This is a genomic window from Streptococcus sp. 10F2, from assembly GCF_054331515.2.
In genome coordinates this window covers 14,580-34,208 of record NZ_JBTGGE020000016.1, presented here as the reverse complement: position 1 = coordinate 34,208, position 19,629 = coordinate 14,580, and the positions used below count along the sequence as shown (strand labels likewise).

The 19,629-nt window shown below is 42.5% G+C and carries 17 protein-coding genes and 2 pseudogenes; 10 read left to right on the top strand and 9 right to left on the bottom strand.

All coding sequences use genetic code 11. From position 1 onward, the window contains the following. The 5 genes and pseudogenes from ACXM1Q_RS04640 to ACXM1Q_RS04620 all read left to right on the top strand — a co-directional run. A partial coding sequence (locus ACXM1Q_RS04640) for a group II intron maturase-specific domain-containing protein (protein WP_458516603.1) occupies positions 1-654 on the top strand: 654 nt, incomplete at its 5' end. A gap of 261 nt (positions 655-915) precedes the next feature. Continuing rightward, positions 916-2,295 carry an LPXTG cell wall anchor domain-containing protein gene (locus ACXM1Q_RS04635; protein ID WP_458516601.1) on the top strand — a complete coding sequence of 460 codons (1,380 nt, stop codon included), beginning with the start codon at positions 916-918 and terminating at the stop codon, positions 2,293-2,295. 991 nt (positions 2,296-3,286) lie between these two features. Further along, positions 3,287-5,509, top strand: a pseudogene (locus ACXM1Q_RS04630) (glycoside hydrolase domain-containing protein); the annotation flags it as partial. A 42-nt stretch (positions 5,510-5,551) separates the two neighbouring features. Then, positions 5,552-7,516: pseudogene (locus ACXM1Q_RS04625) on the top strand (family 20 glycosylhydrolase); the annotation flags it as partial. Between the two features lie 1,155 nt (positions 7,517-8,671). After that, positions 8,672-8,881, top strand: coding sequence for an LPXTG cell wall anchor domain-containing protein (locus ACXM1Q_RS04620; RefSeq protein WP_458516605.1), 210 nt, complete (start codon positions 8,672-8,674; stop codon positions 8,879-8,881). Between the two features lie 296 nt (positions 8,882-9,177). Here ACXM1Q_RS04620 and ACXM1Q_RS04615 read toward each other — a convergent pair whose 3' ends face one another. Beyond that, the gene (locus ACXM1Q_RS04615; protein WP_458516599.1) at positions 9,178-9,687 is read right to left on the bottom strand and encodes a methylated-DNA--[protein]-cysteine S-methyltransferase; all 510 of its coding nucleotides are present in this window, start codon (positions 9,685-9,687) and stop codon (positions 9,178-9,180) included. 207 nt (positions 9,688-9,894) lie between these two features. Here ACXM1Q_RS04615 and ACXM1Q_RS04610 point away from each other — a divergent pair, with 207 nt between their 5' ends. Both ACXM1Q_RS04610 and ACXM1Q_RS04605 read left to right on the top strand, forming a co-directional pair. Continuing rightward, positions 9,895-10,545 carry a Maf family protein gene (locus ACXM1Q_RS04610; RefSeq protein WP_458516597.1) on the top strand — a complete coding sequence of 217 codons (651 nt, stop codon included), beginning with the start codon at positions 9,895-9,897 and terminating at the stop codon, positions 10,543-10,545. Further along, positions 10,542-10,868, top strand: a complete 327-nt coding sequence (locus ACXM1Q_RS04605) for a potassium channel family protein (RefSeq protein WP_458516595.1) — start codon at positions 10,542-10,544, stop codon at positions 10,866-10,868. The genes ACXM1Q_RS04610 and ACXM1Q_RS04605 overlap by 4 nt, the downstream gene beginning before the upstream one ends. A 68-nt stretch (positions 10,869-10,936) precedes the next feature. On the opposite strand, the gene ACXM1Q_RS04600 is transcribed toward ACXM1Q_RS04605, so the two are convergent. The 5 genes from ACXM1Q_RS04600 to ACXM1Q_RS04580 form a co-directional block, all read right to left on the bottom strand. After that, positions 10,937-12,082: a low temperature requirement protein A gene (locus ACXM1Q_RS04600; RefSeq protein WP_458516593.1), complete on the bottom strand. Its 1,146-nt coding sequence runs from the start codon at positions 12,080-12,082 to the stop codon at positions 10,937-10,939. 12 nt (positions 12,083-12,094) lie between these two features. Beyond that, entirely contained in the window at positions 12,095-12,733 is a 639-nt protein-coding gene (locus tag ACXM1Q_RS04595; RefSeq protein WP_458516591.1) for a DUF421 domain-containing protein, read from the bottom strand. Beyond that, positions 12,730-13,182 carry a DUF3290 family protein gene (locus ACXM1Q_RS04590; RefSeq protein WP_458516589.1) on the bottom strand — a complete coding sequence of 151 codons (453 nt, stop codon included), beginning with the start codon at positions 13,180-13,182 and terminating at the stop codon, positions 12,730-12,732. Before ACXM1Q_RS04590 ends, ACXM1Q_RS04595 begins: the two co-directional genes overlap by 4 nt. Before the next feature lie 98 nt (positions 13,183-13,280). Beyond that, on the bottom strand, positions 13,281-14,315 hold the full coding sequence (locus ACXM1Q_RS04585) for a DNA/RNA non-specific endonuclease (RefSeq protein WP_458516587.1): 1,035 nt from the start codon (positions 14,313-14,315) through the stop codon (positions 13,281-13,283). 10 nt (positions 14,316-14,325) lie between these two features. Then, complete coding sequence (locus ACXM1Q_RS04580) at positions 14,326-15,096, bottom strand: alpha/beta hydrolase (RefSeq protein WP_458516585.1); 771 nt, start codon at positions 15,094-15,096, stop codon at positions 14,326-14,328. A gap of 353 nt (positions 15,097-15,449) precedes the next feature. Here ACXM1Q_RS04580 and ACXM1Q_RS04575 point away from each other — a divergent pair, with 353 nt between their 5' ends. Both ACXM1Q_RS04575 and ACXM1Q_RS04570 read left to right on the top strand, forming a co-directional pair. Next, on the top strand, positions 15,450-15,764 hold the full coding sequence (locus tag ACXM1Q_RS04575) for a CAT RNA binding domain-containing protein (RefSeq protein ID WP_458516583.1): 315 nt from the start codon (positions 15,450-15,452) through the stop codon (positions 15,762-15,764). Positions 15,765-15,781: 17 nt separating this feature from the next. Beyond that, positions 15,782-17,212 carry a 6-phospho-beta-glucosidase gene (locus tag ACXM1Q_RS04570; RefSeq protein ID WP_458516581.1) on the top strand — a complete coding sequence of 477 codons (1,431 nt, stop codon included), beginning with the start codon at positions 15,782-15,784 and terminating at the stop codon, positions 17,210-17,212. Between the two features lie 154 nt (positions 17,213-17,366). Here ACXM1Q_RS04570 and ACXM1Q_RS04565 read toward each other — a convergent pair whose 3' ends face one another. The 3 genes from ACXM1Q_RS04565 to ACXM1Q_RS04555 form a co-directional block, all read right to left on the bottom strand. After that, positions 17,367-18,413, bottom strand: a complete 1,047-nt coding sequence (locus ACXM1Q_RS04565; protein WP_458516579.1) for an LLM class flavin-dependent oxidoreductase — start codon at positions 18,411-18,413, stop codon at positions 17,367-17,369. A gap of 97 nt (positions 18,414-18,510) precedes the next feature. After that, positions 18,511-18,819: a DUF3270 family protein gene (locus ACXM1Q_RS04560; RefSeq protein ID WP_458516577.1), complete on the bottom strand. Its 309-nt coding sequence runs from the start codon at positions 18,817-18,819 to the stop codon at positions 18,511-18,513. Positions 18,820-18,944: 125 nt separating this feature from the next. Then, positions 18,945-19,256, bottom strand: a complete 312-nt coding sequence (locus ACXM1Q_RS04555; RefSeq protein WP_458516575.1) for a hypothetical protein — start codon at positions 19,254-19,256, stop codon at positions 18,945-18,947. 151 nt (positions 19,257-19,407) lie between these two features. On the opposite strand from ACXM1Q_RS04555, the gene ACXM1Q_RS04550 reads away from it, so the two are divergent. Further along, the gene (locus ACXM1Q_RS04550) at positions 19,408-19,620 is read left to right on the top strand and encodes a YdbC family protein (protein WP_135037555.1); all 213 of its coding nucleotides are present in this window, start codon (positions 19,408-19,410) and stop codon (positions 19,618-19,620) included. Positions 19,621-19,629: the final 9 nt, after the last annotated feature.

Sequence of the window (19,629 nt, the reverse complement as noted above, 5' to 3'; positions counted from 1 at the left end):
GATAAGGAGTTGGAAAAACGGGGTTTGCGTTTCGTACGCTATGCAGATGATTGTGTTATCACAGTCGGAAGTGAAGCGGCGGCCAAGAGGGTTATGCACTCAGTCAGTCGCTTTATCGAGAAACGGCTAGGTCTCAAGGTGAACATGGAAAAGACAAAAATTGTCCGCCCAACAAAACTGCAATACCTAGGCTATGGCTTTTGGAAATCCCCCAAAGGTTGGCGTAGTCGCCCCCACAAAGAGAGTGTGCAGAAGTTTGTGAGGAAACTTAAGCAACTGACTTCTAGGAAATGGAGTATCAGCTTGAGTGAACGAATCACACTACTAAATTCTGTCATCAGAGGTTGGGTTAACTACTTTTCAATCACGGACATGAAAACGGTGATGACAAAAGTAGATGAGCGACTTCGAACGCGAATACGAGTAATTATCTGGAAACAGTGGAAAAAGAAGCCCCGACGCCTTTGGGGCTTACTGAAACTCGGAGTTCCTAGATGGATAGCGGATAAGGTGTCAGGTTGGGGAGACCATTATCAACTAGTGGCACAAAAGTCAGTATTAAAGAGAGCCATATCAAAACCAGTCCTCGCCAAACGAGGACTGGTCAGCTGTCTCGATTACTACCTAAAACGACATGCGTTAAAAGTTAACTGAACCGCCGTGTGCCGAACGGCACGCACGGTGGTGTGAGAGGGACTATGCATTAGTCCCTACTCGATTCTTTGTTATAGGAGAAGTCATTTCGTTTGGATTAAATTTTAGAGTTGGGGAGCAGGGTGATAAGGAGTTTTGATAGTTAGAATATTTCTATTAAAAAAAATGGAATTCCAGGAGAAAACTCACTTGCTTTTTTTTTTTTCTATGATACCATAGTTTCGTTCTATTTGAACAACACTCGTATAAAGGAGAAAATGAATGAAAAAGACAATTATTAAAAACGCATCATTCGCAGCGGTTGTCTTGGCTACATTTGTAGCAGGTCCTGTATCTGCTCATGAATGTCCAACACCTGAAGCAGCTAATGCTAAAACATCCGCTGTTCTAGGAGAAGGTACGCAACGTCCATTAGGAACAGTTGATTTGAATAGCTTGAAAGAGTCATCTGTTGTTGCTAACGGTACACAGATTGAACGTCCAGCTTTTGATCTTGAAAAATTGAAAGAGTCCGCTGTTATTGGTGAAGGAACTCAAACAAATCTTCCATCTTTCGACATTAACAGCGAAAAGATTGGTGTATCAGTAGATGATGCTGTTCAAACAGTCCGTCCAGCTGTAGATCCTGAGAGCTTGAAAGAGTCCGCTGTTGTTGGTGAAGGAACTCAAACAAGTCTTCCATCTTTCGACGTTAACAGCGAAAAGATTGGTGTATCTGTAGGTGAGAGTACTCAAACAGCTCGTCCAGTTGTGAATCCTGAGAGCTTGAAAGAGTCATCTGTTGTTGGTGAGGGAACTCAAACAAATCTTCCATCTTTTGACATTAACGGTGCGAAGGTTGGTGTATCCGTAGGTGATGGTCTTCAAACAGTCCGTCCAGCTGTGGATCCTGAGAGCTTGAAAGAGTCAGGAACTCCAGGTAACGGAACTCAAGTGAATCGTCCAGCCTTCGACATTAACGGTGCGAAGATTGGTGTATCTGTAGGTGATGGTCTTCAAACAGTCCGTCCAGCCTTCGATATTAACGGTGCGAAGATCGGTGTATCTGTAGGTGATGGTACTCAAGCAGTCCGTCCAGCTGTAGATCCTGAGAGCTTGAAAGAGTCAGGAATTCCAGGTAACGGAACTCAAGTAGATCGTCCAGCCTTCGATATTAACGGTGCGAAGATTGGTGTATCTGTAGGTGATGGTACTCAAACTGACCGTCCAGCTTTTGATCTTGAAAAATTGAAAGAGTCAGGAATTCCAGGTAACGGAACTCAAGTAGATCGTCCAGCCTTTGATATTAACGGTGAGAAAATCGGTGTATCTGTAGGTGATGGTACTCAAACTGACCGTCCAGCTTTTGATCTTGAAAAATTGAAAGAGTCAGAGATTCCAGGTAACGGAACTCAAATGGATCGCCCAGCCTTTGATCTTAACAAATTGAAAGATGCTGAGACTCCAGTTCAAAATGAGCAAAAAGTTGCTCAATCATTTGTAGCAGCTCCGAACAAACCAGTTGCAAAAGTGGCGAAAGCTGAATCAGTAGCGACTCTTCCAAATACTTCTAGCCAAAGCTCACAAATGATGTCTGTAGCAGGAATTGCTATGTTGGCAACTCTAGGAGCTGTTAAAACAAAACGTAGAAAACAAATTTAATAGATTAATTCCAAATCTCTATCTCTTTCATTAATGTAACTTTCTAAAAACTGATAAAACATAGAGTTGATGGCTGCTTTAGAATCTTTGGGACCCTCTTGTCTTAATGGACGACCACCTTTCCATTAGCGAGGGGAGGTGTCCCTAACAGAGTAGGCAGACATTTTGTAGGAATTGATTTGTAATCTGAAAATACCCCAATCCCTAGTGCTTCACTAAGGACTGGGGTATTTTTGTGATTCAATCTTTTGTGAGCCAAAGAGAGTTTGGTAAGATGCAGACTCTCTCCTTCTTACAATGGCTGTTTAGGAAGTACTCAAGTCTCTTGCTATTTTAGATTATTGAGGGATATGGGAGGAGGCCAAGTCCCACTTTGACTAGTTTTGGGGAAAGTGCTATCGAGTTTGTTGCTGATCGTCTTTAGCGATCTGTTTAGGAGTCACCAATTTTAGAATGCTTCGAACAGTGCTGTAACATGAGGGGCTAAGAGGACTGGGGAAGCCTTTGTTCTAGGATTTTTTGAGGGGGAAATGGAGGAGTTACTTTGGTTTTTTTCTGAATCAGTTAAACCACTGTTGGTAGACTTTTGTGTCTATAAACAGCGGTTTTTTCTATAGTTTCAAAGAGAATACCAGTTCAGTAACCAGTTTTTGTTGATTGATTAAGTAAGCGTTTTCAATTATACTCAAACTATAGAAGTCGAACTCGTTTATGGAGTTTGGGTTGTCTAACTGGATGCTTATACCCCTATGAATGAAAGTTGCAACAAGTTCCTTAACTTCAGTATTGGAATACTTTAAAAAATTTTAAAACGATGGTGAATAAAGCGATTGAACAGGACCGATGGAGAAGCTAATCGATGCCATCAATAATGTTCATCAAAGAGGTCTAATAGAATCAAGTTTTGAAATGGAATAGGTGTTCAGTTTTGGATGATGACAGAGTTTCTTGTTCAGGGGTTCACGATAAAATTTTTAAGGAGGCGTGGAGGATGCGAGCATTTAACAAACAACAACGATATTCCCTTCGGAAGTATTCTGTGGGACTAGTTTCTGTGATGGTAGGTTTGGCCTTTGTCGGTGCCAATCCAGTCGCTGCAGATAGTGCACAGGAGGCATCTGAGCCGGTTTCATTGCAAGAACAGCCAGAAAAGCTAGAAGTTTCGCAGTTGGAACCAGTTGTAGCTGATGAAGCAGTAACTGAGTCTGTTGAACAGAAGGTTTCGGAGGATTCGCAACCACCTGTGGAAGAAAAGCTGGGAGAGGAAGCCCTATCGGAGAAAGCAAAGCTTCAACCAAGAGCAGTAACCTTGTCAGAAACTGAAGGATTGTTAGTCTCACACAATGATATAACCCAAAGTCATGAACCTAATAAAACCCAGTATGAAGGACAATGGGATGATTATGGTCCTGCTCATGGTAGTTTTTCTGGAAGCCTTAGTGTGACCTTTACAGGTAACCGTGTCGAGATATATGGAGACCAGTTCCAAGGCGGGGGTGAAGTTTCCTTAGAAGTGGATGGGCAGCAGGTTGCGATTGTAAATACAGATGGACCAACGCATTTTGCGAAATTACTCTATACTATTGAGAATTTGGAACTGCAACAACAGACCTTGACCCTGCGGCCGATTAATAATCGTATTTATTCTCATGTTGGGGTCAAAATTTTTACAGATGAGCAGATTCCGCAGGAAGAAGGGATTCATGCGGTTTATGGTAGTATTAATCAACATACGAAGCAAGGGGAATACTTCGACTTCCTGTATCAGGAACCAGAAGACCAAGTAGTGTCTCGTCTCTGGTTAGGAGATCAGGACAATCGGAAATTGATTATTGTTAATAAGAATCAAGACTTGAAAAATACTCGGATCCAAGCTAGTGAGTTTGTTGGTGAAGGGGGAGTTATTCCAGCCTCGGCATTAAAATCTTTCTTTATTAAGGAAACTGAGGGACATGTGGGTCGTGGTTTTACATATGGAAAATTACCAGGCCCAGAGATACCACGTGAGAATATTCCCGATGTTTTAGACAAGGCTACTCAGATGGATGTAGCTCGTGGTCAGCTCCAGCCTGTCTGGTTGCAGCTAACCCTACCTGAAGGGGTTAAACCAGGTAATTATAAGGGGACGGTGCGAGTCCTAGCAGATAATCTTCAAGAAACCGTTGAATTGGATTATTACCTACAAGTTCTGGATTTAAAAACAGATGGTAAAAAACGGTTTAGCATGGATTTATGGCAGTATCCATTTACAGTTGCCCGCTATTTCGGCTTGAGTCAAGATGAGTGGTTCAGTGACCGTCATTTGGATCTGTTGCGTAAGGAACTATCGGAGTATGTCAAAGTTGGTGGTAGCTCCATTACAACGACTATTTCTGAGGATCCGTGGAATTCACAAACCTATGATGCCTATCCAAGTATGGTCAAATGGACTAAGAATAGTGACCAAACCTTTAGCTTTGATTTCACAAATTTTGATAAATATGTTGATTTAGCTCTTTCACTTGGAATAGACCAGCAGATTAAGTCCTTCTCTTTGACTCCTTGGGACAACCAAGTTGCTTATTTTGATGAAGCAAGTAATCAGATGAAGAAGGTTAAATTACCAACGGGTAGTGCGGAATGGAAGGATATCTGGGGACAATTTTTGACAGCTTATATCCAACATTTGGATCAGAAATCCTGGTTTGATAAAGCCTTCCTCTCTATGGATGAGCGTCCAATTGCAGATATGGAACATGTTCTTGAATTGGTGAATCAATTTAAGAATAAAGATGGAAAACGGCTAAAACTCAGTGCCGCCATGAATTATTCGGCGGAAAAAGCGGAAATCCTCAATCATATCGAGGACATTTCCATCAACCTAGCTCATATTCAAGATCCAAGTTTGGTGAGACAATTGGCGGAAGATCGTCGTCAAAAAGGTTTTACAACAACTCTTTACACGGCTGTAGGTGACTATCCGAACTCCGTAGCTCGTAGTGCTCCTGTAGAAAGTGCTTGGACACTTTGGTATGCAGCATCTCTTGGACTTGACGGCTATCTCCGTTGGGCCTATGATGCTTGGGTGAAAGATCCACTCAAAAATATTGACCACTGGTGGTGGGAGAGTGGAGATACGTTCTTGGTTTACCCAGGGGATAAGGGGGGTGACGAAACACCTCGGACTAGTCCACGTTTTGAGCAGCTGAAGTTAGCGAAACGACAAATTGAAAAATTAGCCTATCTCAAGTCTCTATCTCCAGAAGCTGCCCAAGATGTGGAGAAATTGTTCTCATCTGTAGCCCGTGAGTATGGTCGAACAAATCCTTATGGAGCAGCGGAATCACGAGGTGCAGATCAAGATGAACGTGTGGAAGCTGAAGTGAACCGTTTGAATCGTGCGGCAGATAGTTTAGCAGTTAAATATGCTCACTTGATTACTCCAGGAGGACAGGTACCAGAGAGTGGCTTATCTGAAGCCTATGTTCCACGCATCGAAACGCAGGCTATTCCAGGCTCTCTTCAGGCTGGAGCAGAAAATGCGGCTGAGAACCTCTTGGATGGAGATCCGTCCACGATTTGGCATAGTTCTTGGGATGGCAGTCCTCGTAAGGATCTTTGGGTAACGATTGATACAGGTAAGGTTCGTACCTTGGATGGCTTGGCTTACTGGAGTCGGTCTGATGGCGGTAGCAATGGTAAGGTTCGAACTTATGAAATCTACACTAGTCTGGATAATCAATCTTGGGATTTAGCTGGTACAGGCTCCTTTAAAAATACAGGTGAGTGGGAAGAAGCCACCTTCAAACCGACTGCGGCCCGCTATGTGAAACTTAAGGCTTTGGCGACTGTTGGTGATGGTGGTCGAGCGAATACCTTTATGGCTGCTAGTGAGTTACGGGTACGGGAAGATAGAACCACAGATCCAGTAGCCCTCGCTGTTAAGGAGCAAGAAGAGCGTCTTGCTCTGAAAAAAGTGATCTCTATTGATGCTGGTCGCAAGTACTTCTCTGTCGATCAGCTAAAAGATTTAATGGATGCAGCGAATCGCTATGGTTATACAGATTTCCACCTTCTTTTGGGAAATGATGGTCTCCGTTTCCTTCTGGACGATATGAGCCTAACTGTCAATGGCCAATCCTATGCTAGTCAAGCGGTTAAGGATGCAATCCAAGTGGGGAATGATCATTACTACAAAGATCCGAACGGTTCGGCTTTGTCCCAAAAAGAAATGGATGAATTGCTGGATTATGCGAAAATGCGTAATTTAAAGGTCATCCCAGTAATCAATAGTCCGGGACATATGGATGCCATCTTGGTGGCAATGACTGAATTGGGGATTGATAATCCTAATTTCCGATTTGATGGTCTCTCTTCAGCTCGGACAGTGGATATTACCAATGAGGAGGCAGTTGCCTTTACTAAGGCATTAATTGATAAGTATGCAGCTTACTTCAGTGGTAAGGTTGAAATCTTTAATATTGGTTTGGACGAATTTGCTAATGATGTTACAAATGCGGCTAAAGGTTGGCGGATTTTACAAGGTGATCCATCTGTTGTGGCTGGTAAGGACTATCCAAAAGATGGTTACCAGCGCTTTGTAGCTTATGCTAACGACTTGGCTCGAATTGTGAAGAGTCATGGACTCAAACCGATGGCCTTTAATGATGGTATTTACTACAATCAAAAGGAAAGTGCAGGCCAATTTGATAAGGATATTATTGTATCCATGTGGACAGGTGGTTGGAATGGTTATGATGTGGCCTCTTCCAAGTTCCTCTCAGATAAAGGGCATGCTATCCTGAATACCAATGATGCTTGGTACTATATCGTTGGTCGTGATAAGGCTCAGAGTGGTTGGTATAATTTAGATCAAGCCTTGGAAGGAGTTGAGAACGTTCACCTCAATTCTATTCCGAAAACTAAAGGGGCTCAGGTACCAAGTATTGGTAGTATGGTTGCTATTTGGGCGGATGATCCGAGTCGTGAATATCGCCCAGAATTGGCTAAACAATTGATGAAGGCTTTGGCAGATAAACATCCGACTTACTTCTTGGCAGATTACGGCCCAATCAATTCTTTATTAGCTCAAGTACCAAAAGATCTCTCTGTCTATACACCAGAAAGTCTTGCTACCTTTGTTGAAGCCTTCAAGGCTGTTCAATGGAACCACCATCGTGGTCAACAATCCCAATTAGACCAAGAATTAACTTCTTTGGTTCAGGCATTGAATCAGTTAGTGTTAAAACAGGGGCAAGTGACAGGCGACGGTACACAGACTGCTCGTCCAAGCTATGACGCTAACAAGTTGAAAGAGTCTGGTGTAGTTGGCGACGGTACGCAAACTACTCGTCCAAGCTATGACGCTAACAAGTTGAAAGAGTCTGGTGTAGTTGGCGACGGTACGCAAACTACTCGTCCAAGCTATGACGCCAACAAGTTGAAAGAGTCTAGCGTATTAGGTGAAGGTACGCAGACTACTCGTCCAAGCTATGACGTAAACAATTTGAAGGAGTCTAGTGTAGTTGGCGACGGTACACAGACTACCCGTCCAAGCTATGATGTAAACAAGTTGAAAGAGTCTAGCGTAGTTGGCGACGGTACACAGACTACCCGTCCAAGCTATGACGCTAACAAGTTGAAAGAGTCTGGTGTAGTTGGCGACGGTACACAAACTACTCGTCCAAGCTATGACGCTAACAAGTTGAAAGAGTCTAGCGTATTAGGCGACGGTACGCAAACTACTCGTCCAAGCTATGACGCTAACAAGTTGAAAGAGTCTGGTGTAGTTGGCGACGGTACGCAAACTACTCGTCCAAGCTATGACGCCAATAAGTTGAAAGAGTCTAGCGTATTAGGTGAAGGTACGCAGACTACTCGTCCAAGCTATGACGCCAATAAGTTGAAAGAGTCTAGCGTATTAGGTGAAGGTACGCAGACTACTCGTCCAAGCTATGACGTAAACAATTTGAAGGAGTCTAGCGTATTAGGTGACGGTACACAGACTACCCGTCCAAGCTATGACGTAAACAATTTGAAGGAGTCTAGCGTATTAGGTGACGGTACACAGACTACTCGTCCAAGCTATGACGTAAACAATTTGAAAGAGTCTGGTGTAGTTGGAGACGGTACACAGACTACTCGTCCAAGCTATGACGTAAACAATTTGAAAGAGTCTGGTGTAGTTGGAGACGGTACACAAACTGCTCGTCCAAGCTATGACGTAAACAATTTGAAGGAGTCTAGCGTATTAGGAGATGGTACGCAAACTACCCGTCCAAGCTATGACGTAAACAATTTGAAAGAGTCTGGTGTAGTTGGCGACGGTACGCAAAAAGAGTTAGCAACACTAGATCCAGCACTTTTGAAACAAGTTAAGCCGGAAGTTGCTCGTCCGATGGTTAATCAGAAGCCAGGAGTTTCTAGTCAACAAGCAGCAGGTCTAGCTAGCTCCAAAGATTTTGTGAATACAAGGGCGATGGAGGGACAAGGTCAAGAATCTCTTCCAAATACTGGTACAGATTCTAGTTACATGCTTAGTGCAGCAGGTGTTACTCTATTAGCAACACTAGGTAGCGTGAAAGGCAGACGGAAAAAATCAGAGTAGCCTTTCGAAGATTTTCCTCCTTTAAACAAACAGAAAGAGGCTGGTATCAAGTACCAGCCTCTAATTTTTAGTGAGTGATCATTCTTTGAATTTGTATTTCTTTGGAGGGACAGTGGGTTGTAGAACATAGTAGTTGTTAATAAATGATTTTCTTGGTTAAAGCAAGGGAATTCGCTACCTTGTTTTTCTAATTTGGTAGGTTTCCATAGTCTTGGGATAGTAATGGAGGGTTCTTTTCCTCGTATCCCTATCTGTTTTAATAAATAGGAATGATTGGAGATTAGACGGTCTAATATTTAAAAAATAGTGGAGTCTGCTACTTCATGCTCTAGAAGCCAAATTTTCCGTTCAATCCCACCGGCATAGCCAGTGAGACTACCATCATGACCTAGAATACGGTGGCAGGGGATTATGATGCTAATAGGATTATGACCGACTGCACCGCCAATGGCACGGGGAGAAGTGGGACGACCTGTTTTTTTCTCGAAGCTCTGAGCTAAATCTAGATAACTTCGAGTCTGTCCATAGGGGATTTCTAACAGGAGTTTTAAGACTTCTTGCCGATAAGGAGTGACCTTTGGTGCTAGGGGAAGCGTATGTGGACTTAGATTTTTATGGGCGAAGTAAGTGTTTAGCCAATCGATACCTTGTTCTAAGATAGCATTGTTTCCTTTGGGAATGGTATTGAGGTCAAAGCCTGCTCCAAAGTAAGTCTGATCTTTAAACCAGATACCATGAAGATTATGATCATCTGCGACTAGAATTAGCTTTCCTAGCGGAGAATGGAATTCTATTTGTTGGAGCATGCTTCACCTCTGTTCGTTTTTTACTAGTATAGCAAATATAGGGCTTTGTTGGTATAATGGGGGATAAACGGGCGTCAATACGAGGTGTTTGCGATTTTTCATCTGAAAAACTTTATGGAACGAAGATAGAAATACCTCTAAAAAATTTCCCCAAAGCCCATCAGGGAGCTGTTATAATGGGCTGAAAAATAAGTGAAAGGTGATGTAATGACTTATACAATTCAATACCAATTGTCAGGAAAATTCTCCAAACCAAAGGAAATCTATCTGTTGAGTCAGTCTCCAAGACGGCGAGAACTCTTAGCTTTTCTTTCCCCTAAGATTGTTGGAGTGGAAGTGGATGAAAGAACTATCGAGAGAGATTCTATGAATAAATTTCAAGCTTTTTCTTTCTTGGAGCGGGCAGGGAGAACGTGTTGTGACTTGGCATTAGCGAAAGCACAAACAGTTGAGGTGACAGATCCGACTATCCTAAGTATTTCTGCGGATACTATGGTTGTATTTGGGGAGACAATCTACAATAAACCAAGAGATCGTAAGGAAGCTAATACGATGTTTCGCTCCTATTTTGGACAGACCCACCAGGTTGTGACGGGCGTTTGTCTCAAACAGGGCGATTCTTTGGATGTATTCTATACGGTAGCTGATATCCGTTTTGTGGATTATTATCCAGAATTAGAGCCAGTTATTCAAGATTATTTGGCATCTGAATCACCAATGGATAAGGCTGGAGCTTATGGTTTTCAGGATCTAGATCCACGTTTCATTGATTATGTGGCTGGTGATGTGCATACGATTATCGGACTTCCAGTTGCAGAGACTGCTAAGCGCATTGCGGAAATGGGGAGTGAGAAATGAAGCGATTAAATATTTTAATCAAAATCATCCACCACACAGGTTTTACAAAATTCGCCTTATCTTTTGCGGGATTCTTATTTATGGCGGGCTTTTTCTTAATGATTTTAGAGCCTGGTATCCAACAGTATTGGGATGGTGTTTGGTTTGCTTTCGTGACTTCCACAACGGTTGGTTACGGAGATTATCAAGCAGTTACGTTTTTGGGCCGCTGGCTCTGTGTCTTTTTAACAGTTTATGGGATGATTTTCTTTGCGGCCTTGTCGGGTGTAGTCATCAACTACTATACAGAATTGCGGCAAGGAGAGAAGAGGTCTGAAAATTGATTCAGATTATCTGGTCATCCTCAGTTGCTGTTGCCATTATAAAAAGGACCTCTCGAGGTCCTTTTGCTTTAGATCCAATGGAGTTCATGGGAGTCATTGGATTGGCGGTGATTTTTTATATAAAAACGAATGAAGTGGATCCAGATAAGGAAGATTGTTGCCGTCGTAATGATGGTCACCATAAGTGGGGAGTTGGCAAAGAGCAAGCTCCCAAGAAGTCCTAGACCGAACAAGCTCCAATAAACGATGCGGTAGGAGCGGGTCCACTTGTAGGCAGGTTTATTGTAACCACCATTCAAGATGATTGCGAGTAAAAAGGCGAAGAGTCCCGTATAGAGAAAAACAACTACAAATAGATGATTCGCCTCATGTTCAGTGAGGAAGGTCATGGAGACGGTAAGCATGAGAATTCCAGAAAAAATAAGGTAGTGGCTATAAATCAATCGCAAGCCCAAAGTATTTAGACTTTCATCGAGGGCATGGTCGAATTCCCCAAAGTAAATGAGGAAGAGAAGAACCACCATAAATAAGAAGAGAATCGAATGGAGTCCAAAGGTATCCGTTTGGAAAAAATCTGCAATTCCGACAATCATTTCACCAAAGGTAATGATAACCAGAAGCGCAATCCTTTCCACAAGATGTGGAAAGTTTATAGGTACTTGGGACATGGATTTTCTAGTGAAAATTGGCATGATAAAGGAAATGAAAATTGCTGCAAAATAGATTCCGATGCCAATCTTATATGGGAGTAAGGATGCGATGAAGACTCCGCCAGTTCGAATACCAAGCATGTATAAAAATGATTTGATGAGCTGCCGATCTGGCTCCGTCTTACTCTGTATATATTGAACTGCGTATTGAAGGAACAAGGTTCCTGATAGAAGGCTGACGATCAGAGAAAAGTTATGAAAAATTCCCTGCCAATTAGTCGTGAAAGAATTAGAGATTAGCATCAATAGTCCCATATCGACAAACATGATCAGCATATTAAAGAGAGAGTTCTTTCCATACCGGTTGGTAAAGATTGTTTGAACCATCCAGGTATTTACCAAAAGAATCAATGCTGTGAGAAAGGTTACAAAATGAAAAAATGGAAGTATACCATCATCTAAATGATGGATTAGTCCTGTCATTTTAGAAATAGCAAAAACAAAAACGAGGTCATAAAAAAGTTCAGTAAATTCGACCCGTTTGTGGTGAATAAGTGATGACATTAGTTTTCCTTTCTAGGATTCGTAAGTGATAATAGTTAGTTGACTGTGGTCATACTCTGCTAAGAAAATTTGTGAAGTTTCCGTATAACCAAGGGAGTTCAGCTGTTCCTGAAGCCATTCGGAATTCTTGTCTAGTAATTCCAGGATATCGACTTGTACAACACCATCTGTAATGACCGGATATTTGGGATTGGCTTCTCCTGCCTGAACGACAATGAGTTGGCCGTTTTGTTCCAAAACAGCTCTTTTGACATCGGCAATCCTAAAAATTCCCTGTCCTCGAAGTTTGAGGGTTAAATCCGCAGCAGTGAGTCCTGCAGCTCGACAAGCTTCCACATCTACTTGTCCTTTTTGGATGAGAATCCGTGGTTGTCCATCAATGATTTGTTTAATGGCATGGTTATGAGTTTTTAACCACTTGAGACTAAGGACTAAAATAGTCCAAATCATAAGAATGATGACATATTGGAGGAGAGAGATAGAGGGATTGTAGATAACTCCACCGATGATTCCCCCAAGTACATAGTTTTGAATCTGATCTGTGGCAGAATTGGGAGCAAGATTGCTTTTGCCGGAAATATTGATGACGACAATTAATGTTAACAGTCCGATTGCCAATTTAATCGTGACATCTAAATATAGAAAATTCATTGTGCTACCTCTACTAGTTCTAAATCAAAAGAGTGCAGGTCCATTTTTTCCAAGAGATAGGTCTCTGGTTCACTACCAGCAATCGCTCGGTAAAATTGGCCTTCGACATACAATAGAGTGCCATTTGTATCTGCCGATGTGTTGATATATACTTGTTTGGGCTTGACTTTTAAAGTCTTGGATATTTTTTCAATGAAATGAACAGATGTTCGATACTGGTTATTGGTTTGACTACTGGCTTGTAAACTTTCAAATCCTGATAAACCAGAAACGAGCAGGATGAGCCCTAGGATAATGACCAGCTCACGGTATTTGGAATCTCGTTTATCCCGGTAGGCTAGAAAGGCGGTGTAGGCCAAAATCAGTAGTAGGGCGATAAAGAAAGCGGCTAAAAGCCAATTATCTTGACGAATTTGGTTCAAAACATAGTCATAAGAATAGAACTTCATAAGGCTCCTTTCGTACACAAAATCTTTCTTATTTTAGCACAATTTTGAGCGCTAAAAAACCTCCTTTCCTGAGAAAAAGGAAGGAGGTTGCTATGGGATTACCAAGGAAGTCCTGCCGCAGCAATTTCAGCTTTGGATGCATACTGACCGTTGGGACGATGCCAACGACCGCGGGCATCTCTGGTATAGCCTCCACCAGCAGTAACTTCTGGTGCTGCTTGGGTTGCTGCCTCAGCTTGTGCTTGGGCTGCTGCCTGGGCTTCCGCTTCCGCTTGAAGACGAGCTTGTTCTTCCGCCTGAGCTCGAGCTTGAGCTTCAGCTTCGGCTTGGGCTTTGGCTGCTGCAGCTTCTTCGGCAGCTCTTTGTTTTTCGGCAGCTTGCTGACTGGCAGAAGCAACGGTGTTGATGGCAGTTCCACTTGTATAGTCAATGTCTGCATTTGGTGATGTATTGTCTAAGACAACATGTGTAATTCCGAGGGAGTCCTTAGTCTCTTTTCCACCAAGGGTAATCTCGAGCTTTTGGCCCTTGTCATCTAGACCAACATATTGGAGTTCAATTTGGCGAGGAATGAGTTCATCACCGGTATAGAGTGGAGTGACCTTATAGTCGAGCCAGTAGTTGGGGTGAGTGGCTAGCCAGGAATCCAGACGATTTTCATAATAGAGCATGCTGTCAGGATTTGACTCGTCAGTTCCTTTGTAGTTTCCAGCATTGAGCCAGGTGGTCATAGGAACCAGGTTTCGTCCTTCATCATTCAGACCGCTGAATTGGTAGCCTATTAAATGGCCTCGATTCATAAGCCAAGCTTGTTGACTACCATCTCCAAAATAAAATTTATAGTTATGCCAACCCACGGGGTCAAAGGTGATTTTCCCAGTTCGTTTTTTAGTGGGTTGATCTCCTTCTTTTAATTGGATATGGGCTGCTTGAGCACGCCCTAGAGCATCCCAATCCTGTAGATGAATTTGTTTTTTACCTTTGAAAGGTAGCAGTTTGTCCGTTTCTTCGTCTGCGTAGACGATAGAACTTGTAAAGTCAGTCCAGTCAGAATTGATTGGATTGAGCATTCCCAATCCGAGACCAAGACTTAGAAGGAGGCCAAGTAAGCCAAGGAAACGATTCTTTTTCATAGGATTCTCCTTATCTCATCCAAAGAAAGTCCATAAACAGAGGGACTTGTTGAGCCCAGTCGCTTTCACGATGGCGACCGTGAATTTGAGGGTAAAGGTAGGTGCTGGCACCTGAGTGCTGGAAGCTAGCTTCCAAGTGAAGATGGATTTGGGCAAAGGGATTAGACCAGATTTCATCTCCAGCGGTTAGGTCTAAGCCGATCTCATTAGTCCCCCAAGCCATATAGACACGTGTATTACTATCGATTATTGCTTGATCGAGTTCTTGGTAGAGGGGCTTAAAGATTGCAGAGGATAGGGCAGCCGCTTTGGAGAAGATGTGATTGTAGTGGGAGATTGCGTAGAGAGTCATGAGTCCTCCCATAGAGGAACCAGCAATTCCGGTATTGAGTCGGTCAGGATAAGTCCGATAGGTTTGGTCAATAAATGGTTTTACCTGATTCACGAGCCATTGCATTGTGGCTTCTCCACGTCCTTGAATGGAGCCTGCAAAGAATTCGCCGCCTATATTGTAAGGTGAATATTCTTCCAATCGTTGGTTGTTCTCATGACCAGGTTCAATCCCAACGACAATCATATCTTTGCTCCAGTGATCCAGAAACTCTTTTAGTTGCCAAGATTCCCCATAGGTCGCTTCTTGATCGAAGAAAAGATTGTGACCATCGAAGAAGTACATAACCGGATAAGAAGTGTCCTGAGTTTCATAATTGTTCGGAAGATAGACCCGAACAGTTCGATTCTCCCCGATTGCGGGGAATTCTAGTTGGTGGTAAGTAATCATAGTTCTCCCTTTCTTCCAGTGCTACCTTCATTTTATCATGCAAACATATAGATAGTATCACTTAATTGATTTTTTCTTTTAAAAAAGAAAATGGAGTTAACTGAAACAAGATAGATGGAGGGGGAATAGCTCCACTGTTAGCCTGACTCCTTGTGCTTTTCTAGGATAAAAATGGAAAGGAAGCTCTTGCGAAAGCGTAATCAATTTGTTAGACTAGAATTAGGATTGTTACTGAAATGCAGGCAAAACCTAAATCAAAATCAGGAGTTTGGAGACAGGCCTCTTTGGTGATGGATTTAGGTTTTTTTGCTGCTCACAGGTTTGACGGAAAGCTGGTACAAAGGTAGGGCAATATGAAAATTGTGAAAGTCTATAACAATAATGTAGTCCAAGCCTTGGATTCACAAGGTTGCGAAATTATCGTCATGGGTAAAGGTTTGGGCTTCCAGAAGAAAGTAGATCAGTGCTTGGATCAGGATAAAATCGAGAAGATATTTGTTCTTCAAGGTGATACAGCAGAAACAGATCTTTTCCATCTTTATAGTCAGATGCCTGCTGAGGACGATCGGTGCATTGAAACACCGAGTATTGTAAGTAAGGGATTGAGAGAAAGCAAGGGTGGACGTAGAACCATTCTTGACTTTGTATCAAATATTGTTAACCGCTAAGAAAAGGAGCTTTCATTATGGTACGTTTTCCAAAAGATTTTTTGTGGGGTGGTGCTACGGCTGCCAATCAATGTGAGGGAGCTTATAATGTCGATGGCCGCGGTTTAGCCAATGTGGATGTTGTTCCCATTGGAGAAGAGCGCTTTTCGATTATCGCAGGTCAGCGCAAGATGTTTACTTTTGAGGAAGGGTACTTTTACCCAGCTCAAGACTCCATCGATATGTATCATCATTTTAAAGAGGACATCGCTCTCTTTGGAGAGATGGGCTTTAAGACCTACCGCCTGTCCATTGCCTGGTCTCGGATTTTCCCCAAAGGAGACGAACTCGAGCCGAATGAAAAAGGTTTGGAATTTTATGAAAAACTCTTCAAAGAGTGCCACAAACATGGAATTGAACCCTTGGTAACCATCACCCATTTTGATTGCCCAATGCACTTGATTGAAGAGTATGGGGGCTGGCGAAACCGCAAGATGCTAGAGTTTTACGAACGGCTTTGTCGAACCCTCTTCACGCGCTACAAGGGTCTGGTGAAATACTGGCTAACCTTTAACGAAATCAACATGATTCTCCACGCCCCATTTATGGGGGCAGGTCTCTACTTCGAGGAGGGGGAGAATCAGGAACAAGTTAAATACCAAGCAGCTCACCATGAATTGGTCGCATCGGCTATTGCAACGAAATTGGCCCACGAAATTGATCCAGAAAACAAGGTCGGCTGTATGTTGGCTGCGGGACAATATTATCCAAACACAGCCCATCCACGAGACTATTGGGCAGCCCTACAAGAAGATCGTGAAAACTATTTCTTCATCGATGTACAAGCCCGTGGAGAGTATCCAAATTATGCCAAGAAGAAATGGGAGCGTTTGGGGATTGATGTAGAAATGACAGATGAAGATCTGGCCTTACTGCGAGACTACACAGTTGATTTCATCTCCTTCTCTTACTACTCAAGCCGAGTAGCTTCTGGAGATCCAGAAGTGAATGAAAAGACGCAAGGAAATATCTTTGCTTCCATCAAAAATCCCTATTTGGAAGCTTCCGAATGGGGCTGGCAGATTGATCCACTGGGACTACGCATCACTCTCAATACAATTTGGGATCGTTATCAAAAACCTATGTTCATTGTTGAAAATGGCTTAGGTGCGGTTGACATACCAGATGAAAAGGGATATGTTGAAGATGATTATCGCATTGACTATCTTCGCCAACATATTGCAGCTATGCGTGATGCAATTGTTGAAGACTGTGTAGAACTTCTTGGTTATACCACTTGGGGGTGTATTGACCTTGTTTCAGCAGGAACCGGTGAAATGAAGAAACGCTACGGTTTTATTTATGTTGATCGGGACAACGAGGGTGGAGGAACTCTCAAACGCTCTAAGAAAAAATCTTTCAACTGGTACAAACAAGTCATCGCTACAAATGGTGAGGATTTAGGATAAGAGAAAATGGCTCTATTATTTCTACAGTGGGTTGCTAGCCACTATGGAAATGATAGAGCCTATTTTTATCTATTCAAGCTTCAAGCGAAGCCAGAAATTGTTAGTTTTGCCCAGCCTCAAAGGAATGGTTGGGAATATAGTTGTTTCTGTAGAATTATTTATCTGCAAAGTAGGCACGGACTTTTGGAGCAACTTTTGTCCCAAAGAGTTCGATGGCTTTAAGAACATCTTCATGGGGCATAGAGCCGAGGGGAAGATGGAGCATGAAGCGGTTGAGACCAAGTTCTTCAATCATTTGGATGAGCTTTTCAGCTACTTGGTCGGGGTTGCCGACAAACATAGCTCCATCTGGTCCAACTTGTTGAAGGTATTGGGAATAGCTGAGTGGTGTCCAGTGTGGGCGGTCTTTGGAGATGGCGTCAACGACTTGTTTTGTTGGGTGGAAGTAGCGTTTGCGAGCTTCTTCGCCGTCCTCCATGATGAATCCCCAAGAGTGAGCTCCGACTTTTAGGTTTTGGGCCTTGAAGCCGTTCTCTTTCCCAATAGTCCTGTAGGCGTTAATAAGAGGTTTGAAGGCGCTTGGTTGGCCACCGATAATGGCATAGACAATCGGAAGTCCCATTTGGGCAATTTTAACGGTAGATTCAACATTGCCACCGGTTGCTACCCAAATCGGAAGTTGCTCTTGGACGGCGCGTGGATAGACCTCACGGTTCTCAATACTTTGGGTGTGATGGCCATGCCATTTTAGTTTGGTTTCTTGATTGGCATAGAGAAGTAAATCTAATTTTTCATCAAAAAGACTATCATAATCTCTGAGGTCTTGACCGAAGAGGGGGAAGGATTCCGTGAAGGAGCCACGTCCGGCCATGATTTCAGCGCGCCCATTGGAGAGTGCATCGATGGTAGCATATTGTTGGTAGACACGAATCGGGTCTAGACTGGAGAGGATACTGACGGCGCTGGTAAGCCGAATCTGTTTGGTACGAACAGCACCAGCTGCAAGGATGATTTCTGGTGCAGAAACAGCGAAATCATCCCGATGGTGCTCACCAATTCCGTAGACATCTAAGCCGACTTTATCAGCTAGTTCTATTTCTTTGACCAGTTGTTGAATACGTTCAGGATGTGAGAAGGTCTGCTGACTTCCTTCGAGTGGTGTTGTTTCACCAAATGTTGAGATTCCTAGTTCAATGTTCATCGTTGAGATCTCCTTTCATGTTCTTCACTTGAAACTAATTTATAACTAATTAGTGATAAATGCAAGGAATTTGATTTCAAAAAAATAAGGTACGTTGTTAGCGTACCTTAGATTTATTTTTATGATACTTCCTCACATAGCGACTAGCTTGTAAAGTGGCTAGGCTAATAAGGATTCCTCCGGAGATAGACCAAACAGAGGCCACTTCCAAGGAAAGGAAGATGAAGCTGAAGAGGATAGTTGTGAGAGAGAAGATTGCTAGATTTGCAAAGTAGTAAAATTCGTAGCGGTTCTCTAAGACATCCTGATCTTGTTCAGGTTCATATTGTATAAAGGGACTTTCGACGGGTTGTTGGGGGTTACGGAGGACCTCTTGGTCACGTAACACATTTTCTCTTACGGGCATAATCTCTCCTTGTGCAAATCACTATATAGAATACCACATTTTCAAAGACTCTTACATTACAAAACAATGACAATACGGGAATCAGTCAATCATGAAAAAGGGTATTGAGGTGATTTGTTCCATGTCTAATGTTGATGGCTGTTATGGATTTCTCTTGGAACAGGACTTACCCGACGGATCTCTTGTAAAGGGATAATCGTTGAGACCTTGTGGGGAAGGCTATTGACAATGAGTTGGTTTTGATCTGGATTCATTTTAAGAATGGTACCGGTAACGTGTTTTTTACCGTAGATAATCAAGACCGTCTGTTTCTGATTTTGAGCTCTTTGTAATTGGGATTGAATATCTGCTAACTGTTTATGAGTCTTGTCTTTAGCATCCCCGGCTTCCAGAAAATCAGTCATTTGTTGCTTAATTGCATTCCATAATGTTGACATGGATTCTCCCCCTTTTATTCGTTTTTATTCTATTATAACGATTTTAATCTTTTCTTACAATATTGTAAGAGGGGAATTTTTCCCATATTATTTAATTTTTAGTAGAAAATAGTGTAAAATAGATGTACTATTATTCAAAAAGGGAGGCGCAATGGCTGAGTTTACATTTGAAATAGAAGAAAAATTACTGGTCCTATCAACCAATGAAAAAGGGTGGACAAAGGAATTGAATCGGGTGAGCTTTAATGGTGCACCTGCGAAATTTGATTTACGAACATGGAGTCCGGATCATCAAAAGATGGGCAAGGGGATTACATTGACGAATGAGGAATTTCAAGTATTAGTAGAGGCATTTAAGAATTAAGAAAGAGGA

What these genes read in the sequence shown, in the direction of transcription:
- ACXM1Q_RS04635 (WP_458516601.1), top strand. Translation starts at nt 916, where the DNA reads ATGAAAAAGACAATTATTAAAAACGCATCATTCGCAGCGGTTGTCTTG.
- ACXM1Q_RS04620 (WP_458516605.1), top strand. Translation starts at nt 8,672, where the DNA reads ATGGTTAATCAGAAGCCAGGAGTTTCTAGTCAACAAGCAGCAGGTCTA.
- ACXM1Q_RS04615 (WP_458516599.1), bottom strand. Translation starts at nt 9,687, where the DNA reads ATGCTCCAACAAATAGAATTCCATTCTCCGCTAGGAAAGCTAATTCTA.
- ACXM1Q_RS04610 (WP_458516597.1), top strand. Translation starts at nt 9,895, where the DNA reads ATGACTTATACAATTCAATACCAATTGTCAGGAAAATTCTCCAAACCA.
- ACXM1Q_RS04605 (WP_458516595.1), top strand. Translation starts at nt 10,542, where the DNA reads ATGAAGCGATTAAATATTTTAATCAAAATCATCCACCACACAGGTTTT.
- ACXM1Q_RS04600 (WP_458516593.1), bottom strand. Translation starts at nt 12,082, where the DNA reads ATGTCATCACTTATTCACCACAAACGGGTCGAATTTACTGAACTTTTT.
- ACXM1Q_RS04595 (WP_458516591.1), bottom strand. Translation starts at nt 12,733, where the DNA reads ATGAATTTTCTATATTTAGATGTCACGATTAAATTGGCAATCGGACTG.
- ACXM1Q_RS04590 (WP_458516589.1), bottom strand. Translation starts at nt 13,182, where the DNA reads ATGAAGTTCTATTCTTATGACTATGTTTTGAACCAAATTCGTCAAGAT.
- ACXM1Q_RS04585 (WP_458516587.1), bottom strand. Translation starts at nt 14,315, where the DNA reads ATGAAAAAGAATCGTTTCCTTGGCTTACTTGGCCTCCTTCTAAGTCTT.
- ACXM1Q_RS04580 (WP_458516585.1), bottom strand. Translation starts at nt 15,096, where the DNA reads ATGATTACTTACCACCAACTAGAATTCCCCGCAATCGGGGAGAATCGA.
- ACXM1Q_RS04575 (WP_458516583.1), top strand. Translation starts at nt 15,450, where the DNA reads ATGAAAATTGTGAAAGTCTATAACAATAATGTAGTCCAAGCCTTGGAT.
- ACXM1Q_RS04570 (WP_458516581.1), top strand. Translation starts at nt 15,782, where the DNA reads ATGGTACGTTTTCCAAAAGATTTTTTGTGGGGTGGTGCTACGGCTGCC.
- ACXM1Q_RS04565 (WP_458516579.1), bottom strand. Translation starts at nt 18,413, where the DNA reads ATGAACATTGAACTAGGAATCTCAACATTTGGTGAAACAACACCACTC.
- ACXM1Q_RS04560 (WP_458516577.1), bottom strand. Translation starts at nt 18,819, where the DNA reads ATGCCCGTAAGAGAAAATGTGTTACGTGACCAAGAGGTCCTCCGTAAC.
- ACXM1Q_RS04555 (WP_458516575.1), bottom strand. Translation starts at nt 19,256, where the DNA reads ATGTCAACATTATGGAATGCAATTAAGCAACAAATGACTGATTTTCTG.
- ACXM1Q_RS04550 (WP_135037555.1), top strand. Translation starts at nt 19,408, where the DNA reads ATGGCTGAGTTTACATTTGAAATAGAAGAAAAATTACTGGTCCTATCA.